Here is a 24,277-nt window from a genome sequence, read left to right on the forward strand (position 1 = left end):
AAACAAATCCTCTTAATGTTTTATTAGAAACAAATATTATTTATTATTTTTCTTCAAATAACCCTCTTCACCCAAAATTCCCCATTTACTAGAAAAATCATCTACTGCGATTCATATATTATCTCGACTCTTTAAATCCGAATATTTTTTTAACTACCTAACTATCTAGTTGCAGTAATTTTTCTGCTTCTAATTTAAAATCCTTAGTTAACTATTTCATCAATAAAACCAACCTCCATTCAAGTTAAAAATATTTAAAACACCAAACACCATTATATTAAGCGCCTTTTTTTAATAAATAATATTAGAGCTTAGACTTCCAGTGGTTTTCTTTTTCAGTATTATAATTTGGACTTTGTACATCAGAGTAAATATCAACCAGAAGCTGTATTGCTGGTTTATTTTTATGCATTGCTGATTTTTCTGCATATTCAATAGATTTACTTAGATCTTGATGAGTACCATTTCCTGTATAATATTTAAGAGCAGCATTATATTGTGCTTCAGGATTACCATTATTAGCTGATTTTAAAAACCAATTCATCGCCTGAATAGGATCTCTTACAACCCCTTCACCTTTTTTCAAAATTAAGAGCCACATTATTTTGAGACTTAATATCTCCTTGCTCAGCCGCCTTCATAGACCAATAAAAAGACTGCTCTAGATCTTTATTTACTCCAGTACCAGTATATAGTTGATAAGCTATAATTTTCTGAGATTGTAAAAATCCTAATTTTGCTGCTTTCTGGAGATATTGATACGCTTTACTCTTATTCTCAGTAACCCCCACACCATCATAGTAAGCTACACCAATATTATGTAAAGCAACGATATTATTTTTTTCTGCTGCTTTTTTATACCACAATAAAGCTTTTTGATTATCAATTTCTTTTACGTAACTTGATCCATCTTGGTATAAAAGACCAAGCTGCAACATAGCCTCATCATTACCAAGATTTGCAGCCTGCTCAAATAAATGAAATGCCTTTTTCTGATCATCAAAACTATCACTATTTGTTGCATAACTAGATGCAAGTATAAATAAAGCTTTAGAGTCACCTTTTTGAGCAGCTTTTTCTAACTCTTTTTGAGATGAAAACCCTGACTTTGATGCTTGAGAATCTAATGTCTGACTACTTCCCTTACTGCAAGCAGATGTAAAGACTACTAAAACAACAAAAATTAATTTTAACTTCATTAAGATAACGCTTATTTTAAATGATATCTGCTAAATTTTAACTAGAACTCAAACACAATTAAAACATTAATTAACATAAATAATTGTATTTATAGAGGTTTATTAATTTATTGGCAGATTTAACCTATCTCTTTATAACATCAGCTAAAATACACTTAAAAGTCTTCCTCATGTGCTAGCAGATAATTTTTTAAGTAATTTTATTGATATGACTAAACTATAAACCTAATCAATCTACCCGTAGAGTTTTGACAGATTTACCTAACTCATCATGTAACACCCCAGCAAATTGTTTTGAAATAGTAATTTAACCTAAATTTCTCTGCTTATGTTAACTTTACGTTCAATATAAGGAAAAAAAAGCCTCTTTATAGTAAATTATCAAATTATTTATGTTTGAGATAAAATATGTTATCTAAAAAAATTTTCTTAACAATCTGTTTACTTAGTGTACTGAATTCGGGTTGTGCAAAATCAACCGAATATAACACTAACACCAATAATCAGCAATATAGTTCCAACAATTCAAACATTGACATAGATGATATTAGAAGCAAAGCGGAAAAAGGTGATCCTGAATCACAATATAATATGGGTGTAATCTATGCTGATGGGTATGAAGATATTCAACCAAATATAAATGAAGCTATAAAATGGTATTTATCTTCTGCTAAACAAGGGAATGTTAATGCTCAATATAATTTGGGTTTTTTATATAGTAGTAATCCCAGTATTAAACATGATTACGAAAAAGCAAAATTTTGGTACAAAAAAGCGGCAAACCAAGGTGACATCCCTTCTTTTAATAAATTAGGCTATATATATAGTACAGGGCTAGGAGGAGAAAAAAATGAATTAAAAGCTATGGAATACTATTCAATAGCAGCAAACCATGGAGATCCAGATGCTCAAGCCAATATGGGGATTATGTTTTTACATGGTAGAGGAGTAACTCAAGATAAATTAAAAGCTTTTGAGTGGTTCAATAAATCAGCCCAACAAGGCATAAGAAGTGCACAATACAATCTTGCACTTATGTATTTAACTGGCGATCATATTAAACAGGACTATTCAGAAGCAAGAAAGTGGTTCTTAGAAGCTGCAAAGCAAGGGGATAGTAATGCACAATACCATTTAGGTAAAATTTACAAAGATGGATTAGGTGTCGATAAAAATTTATCTATTTCAAGGACCTGGTTTGAAGAAGCAGTAAAAAATGGGAATTCTTTTGCTAAAGACGAATTAACCCATTTTAATTAAAATATAAACAACAACAAGATTATTGAGATGAAAGCTGACTAAAATAAAATTATCAGCTTTCATTCTATTCAATTAATAACTTGATGGAAAACCATGTGCTCCTAGATCCCACGTATGTCCCACAGGCTTGTGAATAATTGAAGGACCATTAGGGTTGCCTGCCATTTGATTTCCTCTACTAATTGTTATTCCTCTAGCCTTACCACCTAGTTCATAATTATCTTGATAAACATATGGTGAAAGTTTATTGGTATGTGAACCAACACAATACTTTGTCTCCCCCTTAGCCGCACACCCCTCAACATATTGTTTATTTAATTCTCTTTTCCCATATATTTCTTCTCGCTCAAAAACTCCATAGTCATATCCCACACCAATTTTCTGTTCTAATGTTAAAGAACGCTGTCCATCTCCATGATAATGTGCTGCGCCACCGATACCTACACCAACAGTTAAAGAACCACCTGTAGATTTACCTGTCGCATACTTTTCCACAACCTCTTTGACATTTTTACTATCTTTATATTTTTCAAAAACCTCCCGGGCTTGTTTAACATTATCATAAGAACCTAAATTTAAGAATGAGCCATTTCTTTGCTGCAACCCCATCGGATCGACCCATTGAGTTGGATCACTTACATATGCAGAAGTATTTATACCTCCCTCAAGCCCTATCGGATCTTTACTCATATACCTTGCACTATACGGCTCATAATAACGATAACGGTTATAATGCAGTCCTGTTTCATTATCGTAATACTGACCTTGGAATCTAAGATTGCTCTGCTCAAATGGATTGTCCTTATTGAGCATTTGAATCTCGAGTGCAGTCCCCCATGTATCCTGAGTAATATCCCAGACACATTCACCTACGGCATTACTGAGTGTTTGCGGTGTTCCGACCTGATCACAATGATAAAAAGCGGTCTGCTCTAAAGCCACACGATTTTTACGTGTATCTGTACTCCAGATCGGATCTTTATAAATAGAATAAGGCTTGTTGAGGTATTCACTATAATCAGGTGTTTCAATTAGTTGAATAAAACCCTGATACCCTGCCTGCATTAACGGTACAAAGCTGTCAGGCTCATAAACATAATGTTTGGTATAAATTTTTTCAGAATGGCTCGAATTTTGGCTTGATTCCCAAATCATCAAATCACCATCCCAGCCAAATAAGGTGAGATCTTGGTTTGATGATTTCTTATATAAACGACGTCCAAAGACATCATAACCATACTGAGTCACTTGCCCATTCAAGTTACTTTGGATCAAACGGTTATGATTGTCCCACGTCAGCTTTAAAGTTTTACCATTTTGCGTGGTTTCAATCACATTGCCTTGCACATCATATTGATAATGCTTGCCTTGATACTGTTTGATTAAATTGTTTTTGGCATGTGTTGTCTGGTTGATTGGATCAACCAGATTCCCCGCTGGATCAAACTTGAAACTTTCATTTTTATGCTGACTCTTGGTTGAAATCAAACGTCCAATCGGATCATATTGATAATTCAGCTGTCCTAAACGGCTATCTTCGACTTGGGTGAGCAAATAGTTTTTATCATATTGATAATGTCTATGCGCTTGATAACGGAGTCGATCTGAGGTTTCTTGCTCAGGCTCAATCTGTTGAGAAATCAATAATCCGACATCATTATAATGCTTGGTTTGCATCAAACCATTTGCCAGAAAACGTACCGTTTCACGATGTAAATCATCTCGCTGAAAAGAAACAATATCCTGTTGGTTAAACGCAATTCCGTAGATGTGCCCTGAACCATAGCTTAGATTAGTCTGTTCCTGTCCATCCGGACGAATGGTTTTAACCAGATTACCTAATTCATCATATTCATAACGTAATACAGCGGTTAGATTTAACATTTTATAATGCTGGTGTTCACGCACCAATTGCCCAAGCTGGTTACGATACATTTGAACTTGGCTCTCAGCATTACTGGCTGAGCTTAATTGTTGATTTAAGTTATATTCAAAATGCTCTGTCTGGCTTTGGTGGGTATGCAGGTTGGTATAAGTTTTTGAAGCAATCTGTCCATCATCATGATAGCTAAATTCAGTCAAGATATTAGGTTGGCGAATCTGGAATAACAAACCATTTTCACTGTAGCTATAGTGTTTTTCTTCTCCATCAAATGCTTGTTCGCGAACCAACTGACCAAACTTGTTATAGCCAAACTGGTATTCAGCCTGATTCTGGTTAATGAGCTTTTGAATACGCCCTTGTTTATCCCATACATAACTAACACGGTGCTGATTGGCATCAATCCGACGCTCGAGCAAACCGACATTATTGTATTGATATTGAGTAATTAGGCCATTGGTATCCGTATGTTTAAGCAAGCGACCTTCTTCATCATGCTCAAACAGCTCTTTTAATCCATCTGGGTAAACAATTGCTTGAAGCTGGCCCTTATCTTTGCCTTGCATGCTATACAGATATTGAACTTTCTGCTCATTCGCTGCTTGCTGGGCACTTAGGTCACCTTCTTCATCATATTCCCATGTACTACTTTTGCCTGAACAATCAGTATAAGACAGCATTTGTCCTTGATCATTGTACTGGATTTTTTTGATACCACCTTTAGCATCAATCACTTCTACAACTTGATTACTGCTGTTGTATTTATATTGGGTAACATGACCTAAAGGATTAATCTCTTTGCTGACGTTGCCCTGTGCATCATATTCACGTCTCCAGATATTGCCTTCTGGATCTTTGGTTTCGGTTAAATTTCCTTGTTCATCATAAGCAAAGCGAATCACACCGCCATTAGGCTGTACAATTTTCGCCAGTTGACCCTGATCATTATATTCTTGTTGAGTTTCTCGACCTTCAAAATCAATTTGTCGGGTGATGCGTTTTTCACCGTCACGAGAATACCAAGACTCTCGACCATCGGCTAAACGGGTACGATAAGTAAAGCCATCCAGATCGAAATAATAGTAGGTTGGCACATCATAAGCATCGTAAACTGCAACTTGGCGTAAACGCGGATGCCATTTGAGTTTGGTATGAAAGCTGCCATCATCTGCCCATTCTTCAATGGCTTTTGCATTTGGCAACGTCGATTCATAACGAATATTTTGTCCACGACCTGTACGATCGGTATAACGTGTTAATTGGTGCGCCTGATTATATTCGTATTGACGTGCATGCCCATTTTGATCAAAAGCTGTAATCAAATTACCTTGAGCATCATAATCATAGCGTGCCCACGGCTCAATCTGCTCATCCACAAATACGGCTATAATCTTAACTTGCTCATTAAAAGCAAATTTTAGTTGATGCTGTGCCTGTTCAAACTGAAAATCAATTGCTTGTAAATATGCAATACCATCAGACAAAAGATAGCTTAGGCTAATTTTTTCATTGGTATCTTCATTAAATTGTTGAACTAAATGATAGGGCTGATCAAGATTAAATTGGTGGAAATGAAAGTTCCAATCACCACCAAAATTTAATAGCAAATCACCATTTTCAATTGGGTAAACTGTCATTCCTTCATAAGGCACAGTATAAGCTTGCTGCAAAATCGTAGATGGTAATGCATGTTTACGACCTTTGGCATCAATAAAGATATAGCCTTGTTCTTTTGGCAGGATCACATTGGAAAAAGGCATCATCCAACGAGCGCCCATCATCCCCTGATTAAACTCATCCATTTGTGAGTTATATTGGCGACTAAATACAAAACCAACTTTCGGTAAATAGAAATCGGCGTGCTGAACCCGCTCTGCACCAATCGAATAACTGATACTTTGGCCCGTTTCTGTGCCTTTACCTTCACAAGGGGGTGCATTTAATGCATTGGCCTGTAAGCTCACAAACTCTAAGGTATCCCCCTTGGTATGACGCTCATATTCTCCCGTCTGGTTAATCGGCACACTGGCATTACCTTTATTTTGTAGCGCTTTAATTGCCTTCAACGTCTCTTGTAATAACCAAGCCAGACTATATTTTTGTCCTGCATTTGCCTGTTGTTGTAAAGTCTGACTTAAGGCCGTCATGGCTTGCGCTGCTTCTTGTTGTAAGCGCGTTTTAATCGTTGGTTGAATCTTCGGCGTTAAATCGGCCTGACTTGGTTTACCCATTAAATCAATGAGTGGCACAGCCCAATTGCTGAATTTAAGTTTTGGATCTCTCTTCTCTGCTGTTGCACCTACCAATGTGGCAGTCATACTCGTGCTTACCGCTGTAGCAGGCACGGACAGGCTCTTTAAAATGCTGCTTCCTAAAGTTGTCGCCTGTGAGAGTAAAGTCGTTAATTTGGCTTGTGTTTCTTGTAAGAATTTTTCTAAATCGCCTGCCACCATTGCATTCAGATGTAAGCCCAAGCGCTTAATATCGGCTTCTTGGATCTTTCCATTTTCAGGATATAAGCATTGAGACATTAAACCGAACATCGGACGTAAAGCCATTCGTGCATGTGCTTCACTACTTGGCTCTGCAAATAATCCAATTAAATTTGCAGCTAGCAAAGCACCCTGTTGTACACCCGCATCCTCGGTTTTACTCTCTGTAGCGTAAAGAACTAGATCGAGTACACTACCTGTTAAGGCAAAAATATTGGCTACCGTCGGAACATTGGCATTACCCTGTAGCTGCTCTAAACTGGTATTACCACATACCTGTAAATAAAGCTGGATCTGATGGGCAATCATCTGCAAGTCAGTCACAGTGTTTACGCTGTCCAAATTAAAAACAGCAAGTTCAACCTTCGACGCTTTTTTATCTGTTGTCTGTTGTGTATTTTCTGTAGCCATTAAACTTAAACCTTAATTCATTTCAATACGTCTATTTTTTAAATCGTTACGCGTTAATTAAATTTGATCCTAACCATTGTTCTTGCCATGAAAACGGTCAACGATGCCTTGCTGAAGTATGGCGTCCACTTTGGTTGCTTGCATTAATTTGCTAGAAGCCTGATCTTTTACAAAATCCATGCCCTGTGCCTTGAGCATATCAACAGACTGACTCGGATTTTTGGCAATTTGCGCAAGACTTTTCATTTGATCTGGCGAAATATTGAGATTTAACTGTTTTGAAACAGCACTTAAAGCAGTATTGCTGACTTGGTCCTTAATTTGCCCAACTGTCTGATCAACCAAGCCGTTCAAAGTATTTTTTCCAATATTTTTAAGACTATTTTTATCCATTGAAAGTAAACCACTGGTCAACTGTTGCTTCAAATTCTGTCCCAAGGCACTGCTTAATGAAGCTGCAACTTTCTCCACAGGTTCAGCCCACTTATAATCACGTTTAAATTCACTACTTTGTGCCCATGCACTGGTTTCATCTTTCTCAAAAATAACTTTAGCAGCACCAGGCGCGATACCTGTGACTTGAGCAAAGCCATTTCCATCGAGCTTGCCAGTAATTTGCTTACCTAATGAATCAATGACTTTATAGCTGTTTTGTTTAAAGAAATTATTACCGCCATAGCTTCTTAATAGCTGTAATGCGCCTTTCAATGATTTAGCTTGAGGTAACTGTGGTGCATTGCTGCTTGCACTTGCGCCACCCATAAACAAATGCTGCCCAGCCTTCGCTTCAAATTTCCCACTGGTCACAGGGAAAATACCTGAGCCATTCAGCTTGATCTGAGAACCACCCGCGGTAATCACAATCTCTTTCGGACTACTGATTTCAATACGATCTTCGGTTGAAATAATTTGAATCCCTTGCTTGGCAAGCAAATCTATTCCATCTGACTGAGCCTGAACTTCAAACTTACCTTTGGCAGCCACCTGTTTAATCCCATTTTGTGCGGCAAACAGGCTAATTCGGTTTTGCGCATGCGTAATCAGATTCTTCTGCGTACTCAAATTGATACTATCGCCTGCAAACTGATTGATCTGCCCATCTGCGGATAAATGAATATCTTCATTGGTGCTCAGACCAATTCCAGCAGGTGAATTAAGTAATAACAGTGATTTTTTAAATTGGGCAATTTTTTCTTGAATCTGCTCTGCAAACTCTTTGAGCTGATCAAGCGATTCAATCTCATCTGTCTGCTGGTTCTTAGCCACTTCACTTAAAGCTTTGGCATTGCTCTGGTTGCCTTCCAGCTGTTGCTTGGCTGGTTGGGCATCAAGGTGTTCGCCTTGTGCCTGATCCTGCTTATGCGTGGAAACAAGTAGACCTTCTCCAGCTCGGACTGCACCCCATTGGTCGGTGCGTAGTTCAAAACCTTCACCTCGGTCTTCGCTTTCTGCCTTGTCTTTAGGATGGCTCAGTTTACCTAGATTCAGTTGACTGGCAGCATGGCTGCTTTGTAGTTGGGCACTGATTTGTCCTGTGGTGTCATCAAAACGCAGTTGGTTAAAGCCTTCGCCTTGGTATTCTTTGGACTTGATCCCTGCCAGTTTCTTGGTGTCTGGCAGCTTGCCTGCATTGTCGAACTTGGTTGGGCTGCGTTGTGCTTCGTGAATACGACCCACCACAAACGGACGGTCAATATTGCCATCAAAGAAGTCGATCACCACGATTTCATTAATACGCGGCAGGAAGCGTGCACCATAGCCTTCGCCTGCCCAAGGCGTCAGCACATCAACCCAAGCTGAATCGGTGTCGTTGTCATTGGCACCTGCACCACCATCATGGCTGTGGTCTTCATTGCGGGTAAACAGGAAGCGGACTTTAATTCGTCCCCATTCATCGACATGGATTTCTTCGCCACTTGGGCCAACCACTTTGGCACGTTGTGGAGATGCCGCTGGTCGGTGTTGTAATGGGTTGTATTCAGGAACCGTTTTGATGTTGCGACGTTGTAGTGTGAGTTGATTGGCTTGGCGTTCTTCTGTGTTGCTTTGTTGGGTGAGCTGCCAATGACTTTGTGCTAAGAGTTGATTAATCTGCTGCTGCAGATCTTTGGGTAAGTTGTTCTGGTTATAAAACTGTTTACCTGTAATCAGAAATTCTTTGTCTGCGCCACTGTGCTGGTCGATTTCAGGGTGTTCTGCCAGTTCAAACCAGTAACCGACATGGGTATCTCGGACGGTGCTCTTCGCCACGAACTGTTTTGATTGTTGGTCGTAGTATTGACCCAAATTTTGATTGAGCTTTTCAATTTGTGCATTGCCAGATTGGGTTGCGCCATCTTCACCATTGAGGTCTTGCATCCATGCTGGTGAGAAGTGCCATGCCTGTTCTAAACCAAGGCTGGCATTATCGTGTTGTTCACTATGTTTGTGTGTGCTCTGTACACTACCTGCACCTTCTTCCTGTTCCAGTGCATCGGCTTGCCAGCGTTGTACATACACCGCACTGGGTTGCAGGCTACGCTGTCCGACCAGACTGGTCATGCTGTCGTATTGTTCGGTGGCACTACTGCGGTGGTAGCGAATATGGCGACGGTCTAAGGCTTGGTACTGGCTATTGTCATCAATTAAACGAAGTTTCTGGGCCTGAATCTGTTCGCTGGCACTGGCGACTTTTAGCTTTGATTCATCAACCAGCCAGTTAATCCCTTCACTGCGCATCAGACGGGTCAGAAAGTCATAGTCACTTTCATTGGATTGCATGATAAAGGGACGGACGTCATAGTCTTGACTAAGTCCGCTTAAATCAAGCGTTAAGCTCGATGCAAATAAGGGGCTTTTTTGTTGCCATTCTTTGAATATGATTTCAACAACATCACTCACGCTTTTATTCATAAACACACGGCTGTTACGGCGTTGTTTCCACAGTGCAGTTGGGTCTTCGAGTGTCAGTTTATAGAGAGTTAAACTACCGTCAGACTGGCCTTGTAAGGCTTGAGTAATAATCCCCGTGACACGGCTCAGTTGGCCCTGATCCGTGACCGTATCAATTGCGGCTTGGCTACCAATAAATTGTTTAAGTGGAATGGTGGCATTGGTCGATAAACAGATCAGCTCTGCCTTAAAGCCAGCGTTTAATTCATGCTGGCCATCAATACGTTGCAGGAAGACTTGAGAATTTAAATTTTGATTTGAAAACTGAATATGGATCGCACGTTTCTGTGCTGTGAGGCCTAAACTTTCCAGAGCCTTAAAAATATTGTTCAACATTTTTTATAGAACATTTCATTAAATTTGCCATATTTTACTCAAAAAAACGATTTAATGTCTATACAGTTCTGTCTATAGATGACAATAAATGTCACATTCTATTTATTTTTTTAAACTTCCTTGTTAACTACGCGATACGTCCTTATTAAAAAAGTTAAAAAATAAACACCTTGTTTTTCTTTAACTTAGCTTCAGATGATTTATTTTACCAAGCGGATGGCTTTTGCATAATGTGTTGGGTTGAGCCTGATCACCAATATGCTCACCACCACTACCATTGCCAAATGCCAAATCCAGCCAAGGGTATAACCACCTGTAAGACCGTGAAATACAGCAAGTAGCCAAGGTGCAATGGCTGCAAGTAAGAAACCACCACCTTGCATTAAGGCAGAAAGCTGACCTGCATGTGCGGGATCAGCCAGATGATCGAGCACCACAATCATCAGTAAAGCAAAACTGCCACCCAAGCCTGCCCCTAAAACCACGACCCATAGATAAGGCAGATATTCAGGGATAAAAGCCAAGCCCGCAAATCCAAGCAGTTGCATGAGCAAAGTTAAACCAATCCAGATCCGGCGGTCTTTATTAGTGCGGGATAAATAAGGCAATAGCAGTGCTGCCGCAGCTTGACTGAGTGTCAGTAGCGCCATTAAATTACCGCTCGCTGTTGCACTCCAGCCCCGCTCCTGATAGGACGGTGCCAGCCATGCCACGATTGAGCTGTAACCACCATTGATCAGCCCAAAGCAAAAAATCAACAACCATGTCCGTGGCTGTTTCATAAACACGCCAACCGATGGAAGTTTGTATTGAGATTTTGCAGGTCGAGCCAAAAAACAACTGGCAAACAGCAATGCGGCAATTGCGGGTAAAGTGAAAATCGATAGACCAATTTTCCAGTCCCCGCTCATGCTAGTGACCATCGGCGCAATTAAAGCACCCAAAGCCCCGCCGCCCATCAACATGGCTGAATACAGCCCCATCATCGGCCCTAGATGATCCGCAAATTCTCTTTTGATCACACTTGGAAAGCAGGCCTGTACAATCGCCACACCTAAGCCAATGATGGCAGCAGTCAAAATCAGGAATCCACCATTCGGCACAATAAAACGTAATGCACATCCCAGACAGATAATCGCTAAAGCCGTCAGAATGGCCTTACGCTCACCCAACGCACTTTGTATCGAAGGCCCAACAAAGGCAATGATTCCCATCAGCAGCATAGGCACTAAAGTGAGTAAAGCAATCCCTTGCAAACTCAGGCCAGTCCCTGTTCGTATCGGATTCGCAACTGGCCCAATGCTGGTCATAAAAGGCCGTAAATTGAGTCCGACCAATGCCACAGTTGCGATCAGCATCGGACGATGATTAAAAGAGGTCATCATGATTTAAGCCAGTGATTTCCAGTACGCATATAAATCTGGTTTGTGCTCCAGCCGTACCGGAACATAGCGAATCTGCATCGCTTGCTCTGCAAAAGGCTTGGCGAGGTCTGCATAAATTTCGGCGGTTGATAGGCCAAAGGGTTCACCTGCTTCATTTGAATAGGCGTAAGTCACAGCCTGTATACCCGCCATACGCATCGCAGCCATACACATCGGACAGGGATGGCCACTGGCAAATACAGTGCATCCTTCTAAATTGGCTGATTTGAGCTGTTTACTGGCAGCACGAATGGCCTGTAATTCTGCATGGGCGGTGGGATCATTGGTGCTGAGAATCTGGTTGACGCCAGAAGCAATCACTTGCCCATCCTTGACAATCACAGCCCCGAATGGACGTCCACCTGCCTCACTATTTTGATAAGCCAGTTCAATGGCCTGCCGAAGAAAATCTGTATCGTTATTCATGTTCATACTCTCAGCCTTATTTTGCACCAGCCGCCAATAATGCATTTTCAATTGTCTTGTAACCGCGTGCCTGAGCATGAGCCAATGGCGTTACTCCTTCACGATCAGCGAGATTGACATTGGCACCTGCCTGAATTAGAAGGTCGACGATTTGCTGGTATTGCTTATCACCATTGCCCAACATGATGGCCTCCAACAATGCAGTCCAGCCCAGATTGTTGACATGATCAATCTTTACGCCTGCTGCAATCAGTGTTTTGACCGTTTCGACATGACCGCGCTCAGCCGCAGGAATCAATGCTGTACCGCCATAACGATTAGTACTTTTCAGGTCTGCACCATGTTGCAACGTCATTTTCAAAATCTCTAAATGCCCTCTTGCACCCGCATAGAGATAAGGACTGTCCTGAATATTATCTTTGGCATTGACATCTGCTCCAGCCTGAATCAAAGCTTGCGCAGCCTGAACACTGTTGGCACGTGTCGCAATCATCAATGCGGTTGAACCTGTTTGGTCACGCGCATCTATTTGAGCAGTTTTAGGTAATAGTTGCTCGATTCGGGCCACATCATTTTGCGCAGCAGCCTGACGTAACGCATCATTGTGCATTGGATCTCCTGAGCTTGCATAACCGCATGCGGATAATGTCATCACTAAAGCAGCAGCGATTAGGGACTTGTTCATCGACTTCCTCCATACAAATACCGAAAAGACAGCAAGATGCAGACAACGCTTTGAGTTGTAGCAATATCATCCTTGCAATCAATCAACTTGTGACTTGAGCATAACGAGATTCACAACTATTTAAAAATTAAATTATTGAATCAAATGTATTAAGATAATGAATAGTCATTTAAGTCTTAAATGGAAAAATAATTCCAAACAATGAGTTATTGCGATGTTTGATCCACGCTTGTTACGCGCCTTTGTCACGATTATTGAAGCGGGCAGTTTTACTTTAGCGGCAGAACGCTTACACATGACCCAATCGACCGTCAGTCAGCAATTGGCAAGACTGGAACAAGCTGTGGGCAAACAATTGATTGATCGGAATGCCCGCCCCCTGCAACTCACCAGCGCAGGCGAATATCTGATTAGCTATGCTCGACGTATTCTGGCACTTCAGCAAGAGGCACAAAATGTTCTCGGTGATCCGACGGGCACCATCCCGATTCATATCGGCTTACCCGAAGATATTATGAATACCGATATGGCGCTGGCATTAAGTGCATTTAGCAAACAGCATCGGAGTATTCGCCTTGATGTGACCGCAGGACTGAGCCGTGATCTGATGGAAGGCTATCGAAATGGACAATTTGATCTGGTCATTGTCAAGGAAACGCTTGCCAGCGCGGATCATCATGCGACTTTCCCTGAAGAAATGGCTTGGTTTGAAAGTATTGATCATGGCGGAAACTGGTCAGATCCGATTCCACTGGTGACCTTTCCACAAGGTGGGCTATATCGGGAAGACATGTTTGAACGAATCGAACGTGATCGGCGACATTGGTATATTGCCTTTACCAGCAATAGTTTAGCCAGCGTACTGGTCGGCGTCGAAACTGGACTCGGCCTCTCGTTGCTACCTGTTGCAACCACCAAAGGCTATCGGGTACGTGAATATCTTCCATTAGGTAAGGCCAATCCCATGACAGTTTCGATCTATGCTTGGGATAAGGACGGATTGGTGGCAAAGCTAGTGGAGCAAATGACCGCTGTACTGCAAAGACGTTTTGAAATGTCCAAAACAGAAAATTAAATCGTTAGCGTGAATCAAAAACTCAAATGATCCTTAAAATATAAAGAGCAAACCTTTCGATTTGCCCTTTTAGATAAGATCGGAAATGCTTTAAAAACTAAATCCAATATTTAAATTGATGCGGTAAAGCCATTGGTCACTATACGGTGAAACAGTTGAGGTATAGCCCGTTGCATTGGAAGCACCACCAATAATATTGGAGTTTTTACCCCAGGTATAATCGGCCCACACCATAAACGGCGAAGCAATAAACATCATCCCTGTGGTATTCATTTGTGAAGCTGACCAATCATCACGCTTCTTGTTCATATAGCTATAGTCATTATAGAAACGGATGGCTTTGAGTTTACCCATATCCTGCACAGGCAAGGTATAAGCAAGATTTAAACTGGCAACAGTGGCTTCCGAAGCAATAAAATATGCAGGCGTAAATCCATTGTTGCCCATCAAGGTCACATCATTACTAACCCCATCTGGGTTTTTGGCATCATATTGATAATGAATCACAGAACTTTGTAAATTAAAGCATTTGTAATTATTATCGGTATGTAGGCCGACCGCATAATACTGACCATTTTTATCAGTCGTTTTATTATGCAATTGCGCAATCGCACCTGAAACGCCAAACTCTTGCTTACCGAATTCGGTTTCCAGCTTGCGTACAATACGCGTATTAAATTGATGACGCTTTTCGTTTTGATAGGCTTTCTGATTCGGGAAAGCATTTTCTGAAAGATCGTCATAGGTTGCACTTTCAGGCGAGTAACGCAGACTGGTCTCCAGCATTTGCGGATAATAGCCGAGTTTTACATCCCAGTCCTTGTTATGAAAATTCCAGTTCAAACCTGGCGCAACGTTATTGCCGTAACCGAGGAAGAATGGAATATGGTAAGTCCAACCATTCTGCGGATAGGGATAGATCGCAAAAGGTTTATAGACAAAACCTGCTTCTATACTGTTATTTTCATCTAGGTTATAGCCAACATAGGCTTTCTCGACCGAACGCTTTTCCTGATCTTGAAACAGGTAACTGGCATTAAAATAGGCATCATCAAATTTACCTTTTAAGTCCACTCGAAAAATATCGAAATACAGCTTACCAAATCCACCATTCGGTCCTTCCCAATTTTCATAACGCTGATTGAGTCGTACCACACCGCCGACTTGTACTGAATCCGTACCATCTGCACTTTTCCATTCCAGGGCTGAGCTTTGTGCAAATACATTTGAACTGCTACCCAAATAAAATGCAGCAAATAGCATGGCTATAGAGGTCTTTTTCATCTCTTGATTCCTTGGTTTTTGTTCCAACGATCCTGTTGGCTAGCTTTTTTGTTTTACCTATAAAACATAGTTTTTATCGCTTTATGGGCAAAAAAATTTGCCCATAAAGCGGTCTTCACATCAGCACTGACTGCCAATGCTCAGCGGGATTAGTACAATTTTTTCTGTGGTGGCCCTGCAAAGTTCAATGGCCCAATTGAATTCATGTCCAGTTCAATTACGCTTGGACCTTTGAAATCAACCGCTTCCTGAATCACGGTCTTGAATTCATCCGCACTACCCACTTTCCAGCTCTTCACCCCCATTGCTTCGCCTAAGACTTTATAGTCTGGGGTATGCAATTCATTGAAATACTGGCGACCACCGAAGTAGTTATTTTGAATACCGCGCATCACGCCATAACCACCATCATTCATGATCATCAGCACCATATTGGTATTTTCTTGCGCCATGGTTGCGATTTCGCCGATGCCTAACATCAAACCGCCATCACCCACCAAGCCAATCACTTTCTTGTCAGGATTGGCAATCGAGGCACCAATCGCAGTTGCCAGACCTAGACCAATGGCACCTGCTAGAGAATGAATATTCTGGTTTGGCGCCTGTACTGGGAATAAGCGACTGCCCCAAGTACTTCCTGACATGGTAATGTCACGCACAAAAATACCGTCTTGCGGTAATGCGGCACGTAAGTGATCACAGATCAAGGCATATTGATCAAGCTGCTTGCGTAAAGCATCAATCGCAGCCTGTTTTGCCTGAGCCACTGCTACATCATAATCTGCGTCGACTTTGGAGATACCTTGCAAGCCCGTCAATACGCGTTGCAACACATCTTTGGCGTCACCACAGATAAAATTACGAACTTTGTAATTACGCTGTTGTGCGACTGGATTGGCATCAATCTGGATAATATTGTCAGGGAATTGCACTGAATAGGTCTTGGTTTCATTACTACGTAAACGTGAACCCACCACTACTAATAGATCAGCATCTTTAAGTAACTGCTCTACGCCAGCCGAGTTATGGAATGCGCCTAAACTACGTGGATGATCATCGGCCAATACGCCACGGGCATGTGTTGATGACACCACAGGAATGCCGAGATCAGCGATGGCTTTGACTTCTGCGACACTATTCAACGTACCACCACCGATCCAGAACACTGGGCGTTTGGCTTTTTTCAGTTCTTCAACGATTAAGTCGACTTCGACCTGTTCAGCTTGTGGCAATTCAAGGGCTTTTACTGGCCCTAAGTTCAGTGGCAAATCGATTTCTGCTGCTTGTACATCAATCGGTAACTCAACACTCACGGGCCCCATTGGTACCGTAGTTGCTACACGAATTGCTTCACGAATTACACCCACCGCATTGTCAGGACTGGTGATACGGAAAGCAGCTTTGCTTGATGCACGTAAGAAGGTCAGCTGATCTTTGGTTTCATGAATAAAACTGGCATCACGATCCAAATATTCACGCTCAACTTGCCCTGTTAAATGCAATACTGGACTACCAGCATTCATTGCTTCAATCAGTGAACCGACTGCATTACCTGCACCCGCGCCCGTACTGGTGAGCGCCACACCGAGTCCTTTAAAACGAGAGTGACCATCTGCCATCGTGACCGCGCCTGCTTCACCGCGTGCCGCCACAAAACGGATTTTTTCACGGCGACCAACTGCATCAGCAATCGGTAAGTTATGGATCGAGATCACGCCATAAATACTGTCTACTTGGTGTGCTTCTAAAACACGGGCGATGGCTTCGCCGACATTTACACGTTCTGTCATTTGTATATTCCTCAAAAACTGTTCATTCCATGAATGTATTAATTCGCCCAAGGATTTGGCTGCTCGCTTAATCCCATATAGATGCTTTTTTGTTGCATGTAAGACAAAATGCCTAAACGACCTTTTTCACGCCCGATACCACTTTCTTTAAAGCCACCAAATGGTGCAGAAATCGAGAATTTCTTATAGGTATTGATCCAAACCGTACCGACTTCTAAAGCACGGGCAATTTGCCATGCCTTACGATAGTTTTCAGTCCAGATGCCTGCGGCAAGACCAAAACAACTGTCATTGGCTTGTGCAAGCAAATCTTGTTCATCGTCATATTTCATTACCACCAGCACAGGACCAAAAATCTCTTCCTGACAGGTTTGTGCTGAATTGCTTAAACCCGTAATAATGGTTGGTAAGTAATAGCTACCTTTGGCAAATTCACCTTCGGTTAAGGCATGACCACCCACAAGGACTTGTCCACCTTCTTGTTTCGCGAGCTTTACATAGTCATCGACAGAAGCCAAATGCTTCGGGTTAATCAAAGAGCCGAGATGTACGCCTGCGGTTTCAGGATGTCCAACACGCAAGCCTTTGGTGATTTCAACCAGACGACTGAGAAATTGATCATAGATACTGCTGTGTACAAACAGGCGCGAACCCGCAATACAGGCTTGTCCAGCCGAACTGAAAATACCGTAAGCCACACCTTTGGCAGCCAATTCAATATCTGCATCTGGCAATACAATCGTTGGTGATTTTCCACCAAGCTCCAAAGAGGTCGTGATCAATTTATCGGCTGCTAAATGTGCCAAATGACGGCCAGTGGTCGTCCCACCCGTAAATGAAATCTTACGTACCAAAGGATGCTTTACGATTGCATCACCAATCACCGAACCGCGTCCGACCAATACACTGAGTAAACCTTTCGGTAAACCCGCTTCTTCAAAGATTTTGGCGAGTTCCAACGCAATCAAAGAAGTGACTTCTGCTGGTTTTAGAATCACTGCATTACCGCCAGCAAGCGCTGGTGCCAATTTCTGTACCTCACTGGCAATCGGCGAGTTCCACGGGGTAATTGCAGCGACTACGCCCACTGGTTCATGCACACTCATGGTCATAAAATCTGCGGCACGTTGCGTGGTCAACTCATCGTTCAAGGTTTCGCAGGCTGCTGCTACATAACGCGCAGTTGCTGCCGCACTCATGGTCAAGGCACGGGTTTCAGCCAAGGGCTTGCCATTATCACGGGTTTGCAACTTTGAAAGCTCATCGACACGCGCTTCAATAATGTCTGCTACTTTATATAAAATACGGGCACGTTCATGCGGCATGCTGTTGCGCCACTCAGCTTTACGCCAAGCCGCATCTGCCTTTTCAATAGCTTCATTGACATCTTCCAGACTCGCCGTTGAAATTTCAGCATTCACCGATTGATCTGCTGGAAATAAACTTTGAATCGTAGCGCCTTTACCTAATCGCCATTCACCTGCGATATAAATTTCCTTTACCATGATCAAATCCTTTTAAATCTGAATTGCTTCAACACTATTGCGGCAAGCGCGAATCACACTTAATGCAGCCAAGGTTGAGGTTTTTGGATTACTCGCCAATGGCACACCGACCAGTTCAATGGTCATTTCACCGAATACACCTTCTGCCACAATGGTGTGCTTGTTTTTGTTGATGCTCGGATCAACCGTCAGCTCAACCATAGTGTTATCCATGCCAAGTCCTGCCAGTGCAATCGTGGCTGCCACATTGGCATTGGCTGGAAACCTCAAGGCTGCTTCTCTGGCTGTACCACGGAAAAAAACTGTTGCTTCACTGACCTGATCGAGGTCAACCAATTGCTCTGCATAACTGCCACGCCAACTTTTTGGACTTTTACAGCCCTTATAGGTGACCTTTTCCAAACCACCTTCTTTGGCCGCAGAGATCCCATCGATCCCGGCAATGGCACCTGCCAATAAATGCAGATGCGCATCGTTTTGTTCTGCGGTTTTTTTCAGCTGAATTAAAAATTCGTTATCCGCCAAAGTCCCCACTGAAATCAGGCCAATGGTCCAGCCTTTTTCCAAGACTTTTTGCGCGTGTTCTTTCACCGCAGCCTGTCCTGCCACTTCAATCACATAATCAGGTGTCCCCTGACATTGTTCGATTGAACTAATCACTTGCACATCAGCCGCAACCTGCGCCTGTACTTTTTCTACACTGCGTGCAGGGACCACAATCCATTTAAGTTGCAGGTCTTGTGGCATGTGGGCATACACTTCTGCCGCCATCGCTCCAAAACCAATCATCATCAACTGTTTCATGTGAACACCTTATAAATGTTTGTTAAATCCACCAGAGACATCGAGTGTCGAACCTGTGGTATAGGATGCCAAAGGCGATGCCAAGAACACCAAGGCACGTGCCGGCTCTTCTGGCTTGCCTAAACGTTGCATTGGAATGCCACGGTTTTTGGCAATGTTGCCTGTCCACTGTTCCCATGTTGCATTTGGATCAGAACGGGTTTCAAAACGGCGTTTCCACTGTGCTGATTCCACCATGCCCAAAAGAATTGAATTGACACGAACACCGTACTGGGTAAATTCATGCGCAAGTGAATGGGTTAGATTCAGCAATGCTGCACGTGCAGATGACGTTGCAATCATGTGCGGTTCAGGTTGCAGTGCCAACAAAGAGTTCACATTGGTAATCGACCCATATGCCGAATGTTTTAAATCGTTTAAGAAAGCACGTACTGGATGTAATACACTGAAATACTTCAGTTCAATTTCTTTCATCCAGTCTTCGTCTTGGGTATTTTCAAAATTAGACACACGCCCCTGACCTGCGTTATTGATCAGCATGTCGACATTGCCCAGATTCTGGTTGACCTCTTGTGCAAAGCGTTTTACATCTTCTTTATCTAAAACATTGCAAATACTGGTGAAGATATTGGCATGCGGATATTTTTCTAAAATATACAGTTTTGATGCCGCCAAACGCTGCTCATCTCGACCACACCACGCCACCTTGGCACCTTCTGCAACTAAAATTTCGACTGCAGCCAAACCAATGCCTGACGAGCCACCTGTTACAACTGCTACTTTTCCTTCAACTTGGAAGCTCATATCCATATCTCTCGTTTAAGTCTTAATGTGCCGATAAAACAATGTCGTTAAACTGTTCAGGTTGATCGACATAACTCAGATGACCTGCATCTGTAATGAGATGACATCGGCTCAATTGCATTTCTACTGCAAGTTCCTTGATCGCTTGCGCAGGCGTAATTCCATCCTTGTCACCCGCAATCACCACACAAGGAACAGTAAGTGCTATTAAATAATTTCGAATTTCGTCATACGCCAGCAAATAAGATGCTCGGGTAAAACCATCTAATGTCAGTTGCCCCATCACTTCACTGACCAAAGCCAGTGCCTGAGGTTCCTGTTTATAAATCAAATGCGGTCCACGGCTGGCAGCCATGCCTGCATTGCCCAAGCTTTTCAACATATTCGGGCGTTTTTGATAAACCTGTGCTTTGGTATCTTCATCGGAACGTTGATAACCTTGTGCTGCATTGGCAATGATTAAGGTCTGTATCCGTTCAGGATAAAGATGGGCAAAAGCACTGGCTTGTAAGGCACCCAATGAATGTCCAACTACAATGGCTTTGGGAATGTTCAATGCATCCATCAAGCCCAATACTCGCTCCGCATAATCGGCTGCATTGGGTTGATCTGTGTTTAAACCATCGGATAAGCCATAACCTGGTGCATCCCAGGCAATGACATGAAAATGCTGACTGAGTGTCTCCAGCTGATTGACCCAGGATGCTGAACCTGAGCTAATTCCATGCAGCAAAATCAGCGGCTGGCCTTGACCTGCTTCACGATAAGCTTGCACAGCGCCATTTACGGCAACGGTTTTGACTGGATAATGAGTTAAACGCTCAATCAGTGTCATCATGTCATTCCTTCAACATTTATAAGATCAATCGGATTAACGTTTGATTTGAGACAATGGATGCTCAGGTGGATAGTTCGGAATGGTTGGTTTACCAGCACCCAACATCACACACATCAAGGCATCTTCCTGACCCGGATTGAACAGACCACGATAAATACCCGGTGGAATTGAAATCAGGTCACGCTCTTTCAATCTGGTCTCAAATTTTTCCCCGTTATGTTCAATGAACAGGTCAATTTCGCCACGCAACATGAAAAACACTTCTTCAACATCGTGATGAATATGCAAAGGCCCTTCACATTGCGCAGGTAAAACCATGGTTGAAAAGGTAAAGTTTTCAGCTGGAACCGTATTGCCATCATTAACCACACCTGTTGCACCAGTACCCATATAACGCATTTGTGCACGACGATATTTCGGGTCATAGTCCGCTTGGAACTTCAAGGCATCAAAATCATATTTACGTGTTTCAAAGCGTGCGATACGTGTATTCAACCAGTCTTGTAAATTTGTACCTTCAGGTTGTGTCCATGATTCGAATTGTTGAGTAGTCATGTTTTAACTCCTAGGTTTTGTTCAATATTTTGATTAATAACGTTTCAATAAAGGAACTAAGAAGAACGACCCAATCACAGCGACGGCTGCCAAGAAGGTAATTCCTAAATTAAAACTATGTGTTTGCATCACGATGTAACCGATCAGAACAGGTGCAATTGCGCTGGCAAAATTACCCATTCCGTTGAAAATTCCACCCGCAGTTGCACCAACATCGGCAGTTGTTACACGGGCAAGTAAAGCGAATACTGCTGCGACACCAAAGCCCCAAGCCATTGCGCTTAAAGACATTGCTGCGATCACGAGAATCGGATCAGTCATAATGACCATGACATACATAAAGATGCCTGCCACCAATAGGCCACTGAAAACCTGAACAGCACGGCGGCCTAACTTGTCTGAAAGGAAAGCACCGATCACTTCACCAATCAGCATGGCAATAAATGGAAGGCTTGAATAAACACCAAACTCTTTGAGGTTAAAGCCCTTGTCCTGAATCAGATAAGAAGGCACCCAGCTATTTAAGCCCCAGAGATAAGTCATCAATGCAATATTGAAAATGCACACCAGCCAAAACGCACGGTTCTGTAATAGCACTTTGGTGTTGTGAATATGACCTTTGAAATTCAGGCGTTTGCTGGTTGATTCAAGTTCAATGGTTTTCTTGAGTTGTAAATTACGTAGACCAAATGCAATCGCCAGAAGTGCAACTACTGTTAAACCTGACATCACAAAAAAAGTGGTGTGCCAGTCGTGCTTCGCAAGCACTGCGGCGGTAATTGGAAAACCCAGAAATGCACCGATCGGCGTACCTAGCAGGAACATGGTCGAAGCGCGCGCTTGCTGGCGATCGGTATAGGTTTGCTTCACGATGGCATACGCCAATGCAAATAAGGGTCCCTCAGCCAAACCGAGCAAAACGCGTAGGATCAACATACCGGTATAGTTGGTGGTAAATCCCATACAGAACATTAAAATGCCCCACGATGCGACGCTCCAGAACAGCATTTTCTTCGGATTAAAGATATCGCCGAGGAAACTCAAAAAGACCGAGGAAAAACCATAAGCCAACAAGAAGCTGGTCATGAGCCATCCGAGTTTTGCCTTATCTTGTGCAATCCCCATGGCACCTTGGAAGTGTGGGTCAGCAAACAAGACCGCGATACTGATTTTGTCGAAAAATGCCAGAACGACACATACCATCAGGACGAAAGCAGGAACCCAATGCTTTAATCCACTTTTTTCTTCATTACTCATACTTCATCCCTTCGATTGAGTCATGAACCTGATCTAGGATCTGTTGACATTTCACAGTTGGTTTAAACGTCAAAAGACCCTAAGCTTTATGGTTTTAATTTCATTACATTAAATTCAGGGTCTGCTAATAATTTTGGGTCTAACTCGGTATTCGACTGCATCCAGCGCTTTGCCAGTTTGACCAGTTTTGAATCATTGATTGCGATCATGTTGAGTAAACGATTTTGATCATCTAAGTACAAATAACTACATTGATCATCTGCGCTTTTTCGAACCACAATCTGCCCTGTTTTTTCAGGTTGATAAGTGCCTAAAATCTGAATATTAAAATGATACTGATCTGACCATAACCACGGAATATCGCTATATTCGGTTTCAATACCCAGCATTGATTTTGCAGCGGCAATGGCCTGATTCTGTGCATTGGCCCATGACTGGATGCAATACCCAAGCCCCGGATGAATCGCAACATCACCTGCGGCATAAATATCTTGGTCAGAAGTCTGCCCAAAACAATTCACCACAATGCCATCTTTCACGTCCAAGCCCGCATTGACACCAAGCTCTTTGGCAATATCAGCACCTGCACCTACAACCACACAATCAAACAGCTCACTTGCATTAGGATGATTGACCACTTCAACTTTTTGCTGACCCGCTTCAATCAAATGCAGATTTTTACTGTCTAAATGAATCTGGGTACCCTGCTGCTCATGCATGTTTTTCAAGAACTCAGAGACATCGGGACTGACGTTACGCGCGCACAAACGACCGCCATATTCAAAAATATGAACCTCTTTGCCTTGTTTACGTGCCGTCGCTGCAATTTCCAGACCAATCCAGCCACCACCAATCACGGCTAACTTTTGCGAATGCTGCAAGATTTCGGCTAAACGCTCACAATCCTGAACATTACGTAAAGTCACCACATTGGGAATAAACTGCCACGTATTCACAGGAACACGCGCACGGCTACCTGTGGCAATCAACAATTTGTCATACGGTAAAACCTGACCGCTTTCCAGAACCACCTGCTTCTGCTGGCGATCTACCAGAGTAGCAACTGCTGGCTTGTGCCATTGGATATTAAAATCCTGCACCTGCTCTGGAGAAAACAGATGCAAGCTTTCATAAGTAGCTTCTTTTGAAAGTACCTGTTTTGACAATGGTGGGCGTTCGTAAAACACACGGTCTTCATTTGAGACCACATGAATTTCACCTGAATATCCATTCTGGCGCAAAGTACTGACTGCCCAACCCGCGGCTTGTCCTGCACCCACAATTACGATTCTTTCCATAGCTTGTTCTCCCTGCCTGAT

The 24,277-nt window shown here is 42.4% G+C and carries 18 protein-coding genes; 2 read left to right on the plus strand and 16 right to left on the minus strand.

Annotation, left to right across the window (positions count from 1 at the left end; translation table 11 throughout):
* Positions 1 to 304: 304 nt before the first annotated feature.
* Both PJ15_RS18790 and PJ15_RS04315 read right to left on the minus strand, forming a co-directional pair.
* The gene (locus PJ15_RS18790) at positions 305 to 586 is read right to left on the minus strand and encodes a tetratricopeptide repeat protein (protein WP_227504680.1); all 282 of its coding nucleotides are present in this window, start codon (positions 584 to 586) and stop codon (positions 305 to 307) included.
* Positions 573 to 1,199 carry a tetratricopeptide repeat protein gene (locus PJ15_RS04315; RefSeq protein WP_227504681.1) on the minus strand — a complete coding sequence of 209 codons (627 nt, stop codon included), beginning with the start codon at positions 1,197 to 1,199 and terminating at the stop codon, positions 573 to 575. The genes PJ15_RS18790 and PJ15_RS04315 overlap by 14 nt, the downstream gene beginning before the upstream one ends.
* A 408-nt stretch (positions 1,200 to 1,607) precedes the next feature.
* On the opposite strand from PJ15_RS04315, the gene PJ15_RS04320 reads away from it, so the two are divergent.
* The gene (locus PJ15_RS04320) at positions 1,608 to 2,459 is read left to right on the plus strand and encodes a tetratricopeptide repeat protein (protein ID WP_047428318.1); all 852 of its coding nucleotides are present in this window, start codon (positions 1,608 to 1,610) and stop codon (positions 2,457 to 2,459) included.
* Between the two features lie 72 nt (positions 2,460 to 2,531).
* On the opposite strand, the gene PJ15_RS04325 is transcribed toward PJ15_RS04320, so the two are convergent.
* From PJ15_RS04325 to PJ15_RS04345, 5 genes are all read right to left on the minus strand, one after another.
* Entirely contained in the window at positions 2,532 to 7,244 is a 4,713-nt protein-coding gene (locus PJ15_RS04325) for an RHS repeat-associated core domain-containing protein (protein WP_047428321.1), read from the minus strand.
* 69 nt (positions 7,245 to 7,313) lie between these two features.
* The gene (locus PJ15_RS04330) at positions 7,314 to 10,511 is read right to left on the minus strand and encodes a type VI secretion system Vgr family protein (RefSeq protein WP_047428324.1); all 3,198 of its coding nucleotides are present in this window, start codon (positions 10,509 to 10,511) and stop codon (positions 7,314 to 7,316) included.
* Between the two features lie 200 nt (positions 10,512 to 10,711).
* Complete coding sequence (locus tag PJ15_RS04335; RefSeq protein ID WP_081402744.1) at positions 10,712 to 11,896, minus strand: cyanate transporter; 1,185 nt, start codon at positions 11,894 to 11,896, stop codon at positions 10,712 to 10,714.
* Positions 11,897 to 11,899: 3 nt separating this feature from the next.
* On the minus strand, positions 11,900 to 12,361 hold the full coding sequence (locus PJ15_RS04340) for a nucleoside deaminase (RefSeq protein WP_047429161.1): 462 nt from the start codon (positions 12,359 to 12,361) through the stop codon (positions 11,900 to 11,902).
* A gap of 16 nt (positions 12,362 to 12,377) precedes the next feature.
* On the minus strand, positions 12,378 to 13,013 hold the full coding sequence (locus PJ15_RS04345; RefSeq protein WP_406935473.1) for an ankyrin repeat domain-containing protein: 636 nt from the start codon (positions 13,011 to 13,013) through the stop codon (positions 12,378 to 12,380).
* 247 nt (positions 13,014 to 13,260) lie between these two features.
* Here PJ15_RS04345 and PJ15_RS04350 point away from each other — a divergent pair, with 247 nt between their 5' ends.
* Positions 13,261 to 14,121, plus strand: a complete 861-nt coding sequence (locus PJ15_RS04350) for a LysR family transcriptional regulator (RefSeq protein ID WP_047428329.1) — start codon at positions 13,261 to 13,263, stop codon at positions 14,119 to 14,121.
* Between the two features lie 90 nt (positions 14,122 to 14,211).
* Here the strand turns inward: PJ15_RS04350 and PJ15_RS04355 are convergent, their stop codons facing one another.
* The 9 genes from PJ15_RS04355 to PJ15_RS04395 form a co-directional block, all read right to left on the minus strand.
* Positions 14,212 to 15,405, minus strand: a complete 1,194-nt coding sequence (locus PJ15_RS04355; RefSeq protein ID WP_047428332.1) for a hypothetical protein — start codon at positions 15,403 to 15,405, stop codon at positions 14,212 to 14,214.
* A gap of 149 nt (positions 15,406 to 15,554) precedes the next feature.
* Complete coding sequence (locus PJ15_RS04360; RefSeq protein ID WP_047428335.1) at positions 15,555 to 17,195, minus strand: thiamine pyrophosphate-binding protein; 1,641 nt, start codon at positions 17,193 to 17,195, stop codon at positions 15,555 to 15,557.
* A 38-nt stretch (positions 17,196 to 17,233) separates the two neighbouring features.
* A complete protein-coding gene (locus tag PJ15_RS04365) occupies positions 17,234 to 18,700 on the minus strand; it encodes an aldehyde dehydrogenase (protein ID WP_047428337.1) in 1,467 nt (488 codons plus the stop codon).
* Positions 18,701 to 18,712: 12 nt separating this feature from the next.
* Positions 18,713 to 19,504, minus strand: a complete 792-nt coding sequence (locus PJ15_RS04370) for an aspartate dehydrogenase (RefSeq protein ID WP_047428341.1) — start codon at positions 19,502 to 19,504, stop codon at positions 18,713 to 18,715.
* Positions 19,505 to 19,513: 9 nt separating this feature from the next.
* The gene (locus tag PJ15_RS04375; protein ID WP_047428344.1) at positions 19,514 to 20,308 is read right to left on the minus strand and encodes an SDR family oxidoreductase; all 795 of its coding nucleotides are present in this window, start codon (positions 20,306 to 20,308) and stop codon (positions 19,514 to 19,516) included.
* Between the two features lie 22 nt (positions 20,309 to 20,330).
* Positions 20,331 to 21,146, minus strand: a complete 816-nt coding sequence (locus PJ15_RS04380; RefSeq protein WP_047428347.1) for an alpha/beta fold hydrolase — start codon at positions 21,144 to 21,146, stop codon at positions 20,331 to 20,333.
* 33 nt (positions 21,147 to 21,179) lie between these two features.
* Complete coding sequence (locus tag PJ15_RS04385; RefSeq protein WP_004652930.1) at positions 21,180 to 21,701, minus strand: cupin domain-containing protein; 522 nt, start codon at positions 21,699 to 21,701, stop codon at positions 21,180 to 21,182.
* A 33-nt stretch (positions 21,702 to 21,734) separates the two neighbouring features.
* Positions 21,735 to 22,958, minus strand: coding sequence for an MFS transporter (locus tag PJ15_RS04390; protein ID WP_004772867.1), 1,224 nt, complete (start codon positions 22,956 to 22,958; stop codon positions 21,735 to 21,737).
* 86 nt (positions 22,959 to 23,044) lie between these two features.
* Positions 23,045 to 24,256: an NAD(P)/FAD-dependent oxidoreductase gene (locus tag PJ15_RS04395; protein WP_047428356.1), complete on the minus strand. Its 1,212-nt coding sequence runs from the start codon at positions 24,254 to 24,256 to the stop codon at positions 23,045 to 23,047.
* Positions 24,257 to 24,277 lie beyond the last annotated feature (21 nt).

The organism is Acinetobacter sp. neg1 (assembly GCF_000788125.1).
Classification (GTDB): Bacteria; Pseudomonadota; Gammaproteobacteria; order Pseudomonadales; family Moraxellaceae; genus Acinetobacter; species Acinetobacter vivianii.

Coding starts and splice junctions, on each gene's coding strand:
- PJ15_RS04315 (WP_227504681.1), bottom strand. CDS start 1,199: ATGAAGTTAAAATTAATTTTTGTTGTTTTAGTAGTCTTTACATCTGCT.
- PJ15_RS04320 (WP_047428318.1), top strand. CDS start 1,608: ATGTTATCTAAAAAAATTTTCTTAACAATCTGTTTACTTAGTGTACTG.
- PJ15_RS04325 (WP_047428321.1), bottom strand. CDS start 7,244: ATGGCTACAGAAAATACACAACAGACAACAGATAAAAAAGCGTCGAAG.
- PJ15_RS04330 (WP_047428324.1), bottom strand. CDS start 10,511: ATGTTGAACAATATTTTTAAGGCTCTGGAAAGTTTAGGCCTCACAGCA.
- PJ15_RS04335 (WP_081402744.1), bottom strand. CDS start 11,896: ATGATGACCTCTTTTAATCATCGTCCGATGCTGATCGCAACTGTGGCA.
- PJ15_RS04340 (WP_047429161.1), bottom strand. CDS start 12,361: ATGAATAACGATACAGATTTTCTTCGGCAGGCCATTGAACTGGCTTAT.
- PJ15_RS04345 (WP_406935473.1), bottom strand. CDS start 13,013: ATGACATTATCCGCATGCGGTTATGCAAGCTCAGGAGATCCAATGCAC.
- PJ15_RS04350 (WP_047428329.1), top strand. CDS start 13,261: ATGTTTGATCCACGCTTGTTACGCGCCTTTGTCACGATTATTGAAGCG.
- PJ15_RS04355 (WP_047428332.1), bottom strand. CDS start 15,405: ATGAAAAAGACCTCTATAGCCATGCTATTTGCTGCATTTTATTTGGGT.
- PJ15_RS04360 (WP_047428335.1), bottom strand. CDS start 17,195: ATGACAGAACGTGTAAATGTCGGCGAAGCCATCGCCCGTGTTTTAGAA.
- PJ15_RS04365 (WP_047428337.1), bottom strand. CDS start 18,700: ATGGTAAAGGAAATTTATATCGCAGGTGAATGGCGATTAGGTAAAGGC.
- PJ15_RS04370 (WP_047428341.1), bottom strand. CDS start 19,504: ATGAAACAGTTGATGATGATTGGTTTTGGAGCGATGGCGGCAGAAGTG.
- PJ15_RS04375 (WP_047428344.1), bottom strand. CDS start 20,308: ATGAGCTTCCAAGTTGAAGGAAAAGTAGCAGTTGTAACAGGTGGCTCG.
- PJ15_RS04380 (WP_047428347.1), bottom strand. CDS start 21,146: ATGATGACACTGATTGAGCGTTTAACTCATTATCCAGTCAAAACCGTT.
- PJ15_RS04385 (WP_004652930.1), bottom strand. CDS start 21,701: ATGACTACTCAACAATTCGAATCATGGACACAACCTGAAGGTACAAAT.
- PJ15_RS04390 (WP_004772867.1), bottom strand. CDS start 22,958: ATGAGTAATGAAGAAAAAAGTGGATTAAAGCATTGGGTTCCTGCTTTC.
- PJ15_RS04395 (WP_047428356.1), bottom strand. CDS start 24,256: ATGGAAAGAATCGTAATTGTGGGTGCAGGACAAGCCGCGGGTTGGGCA.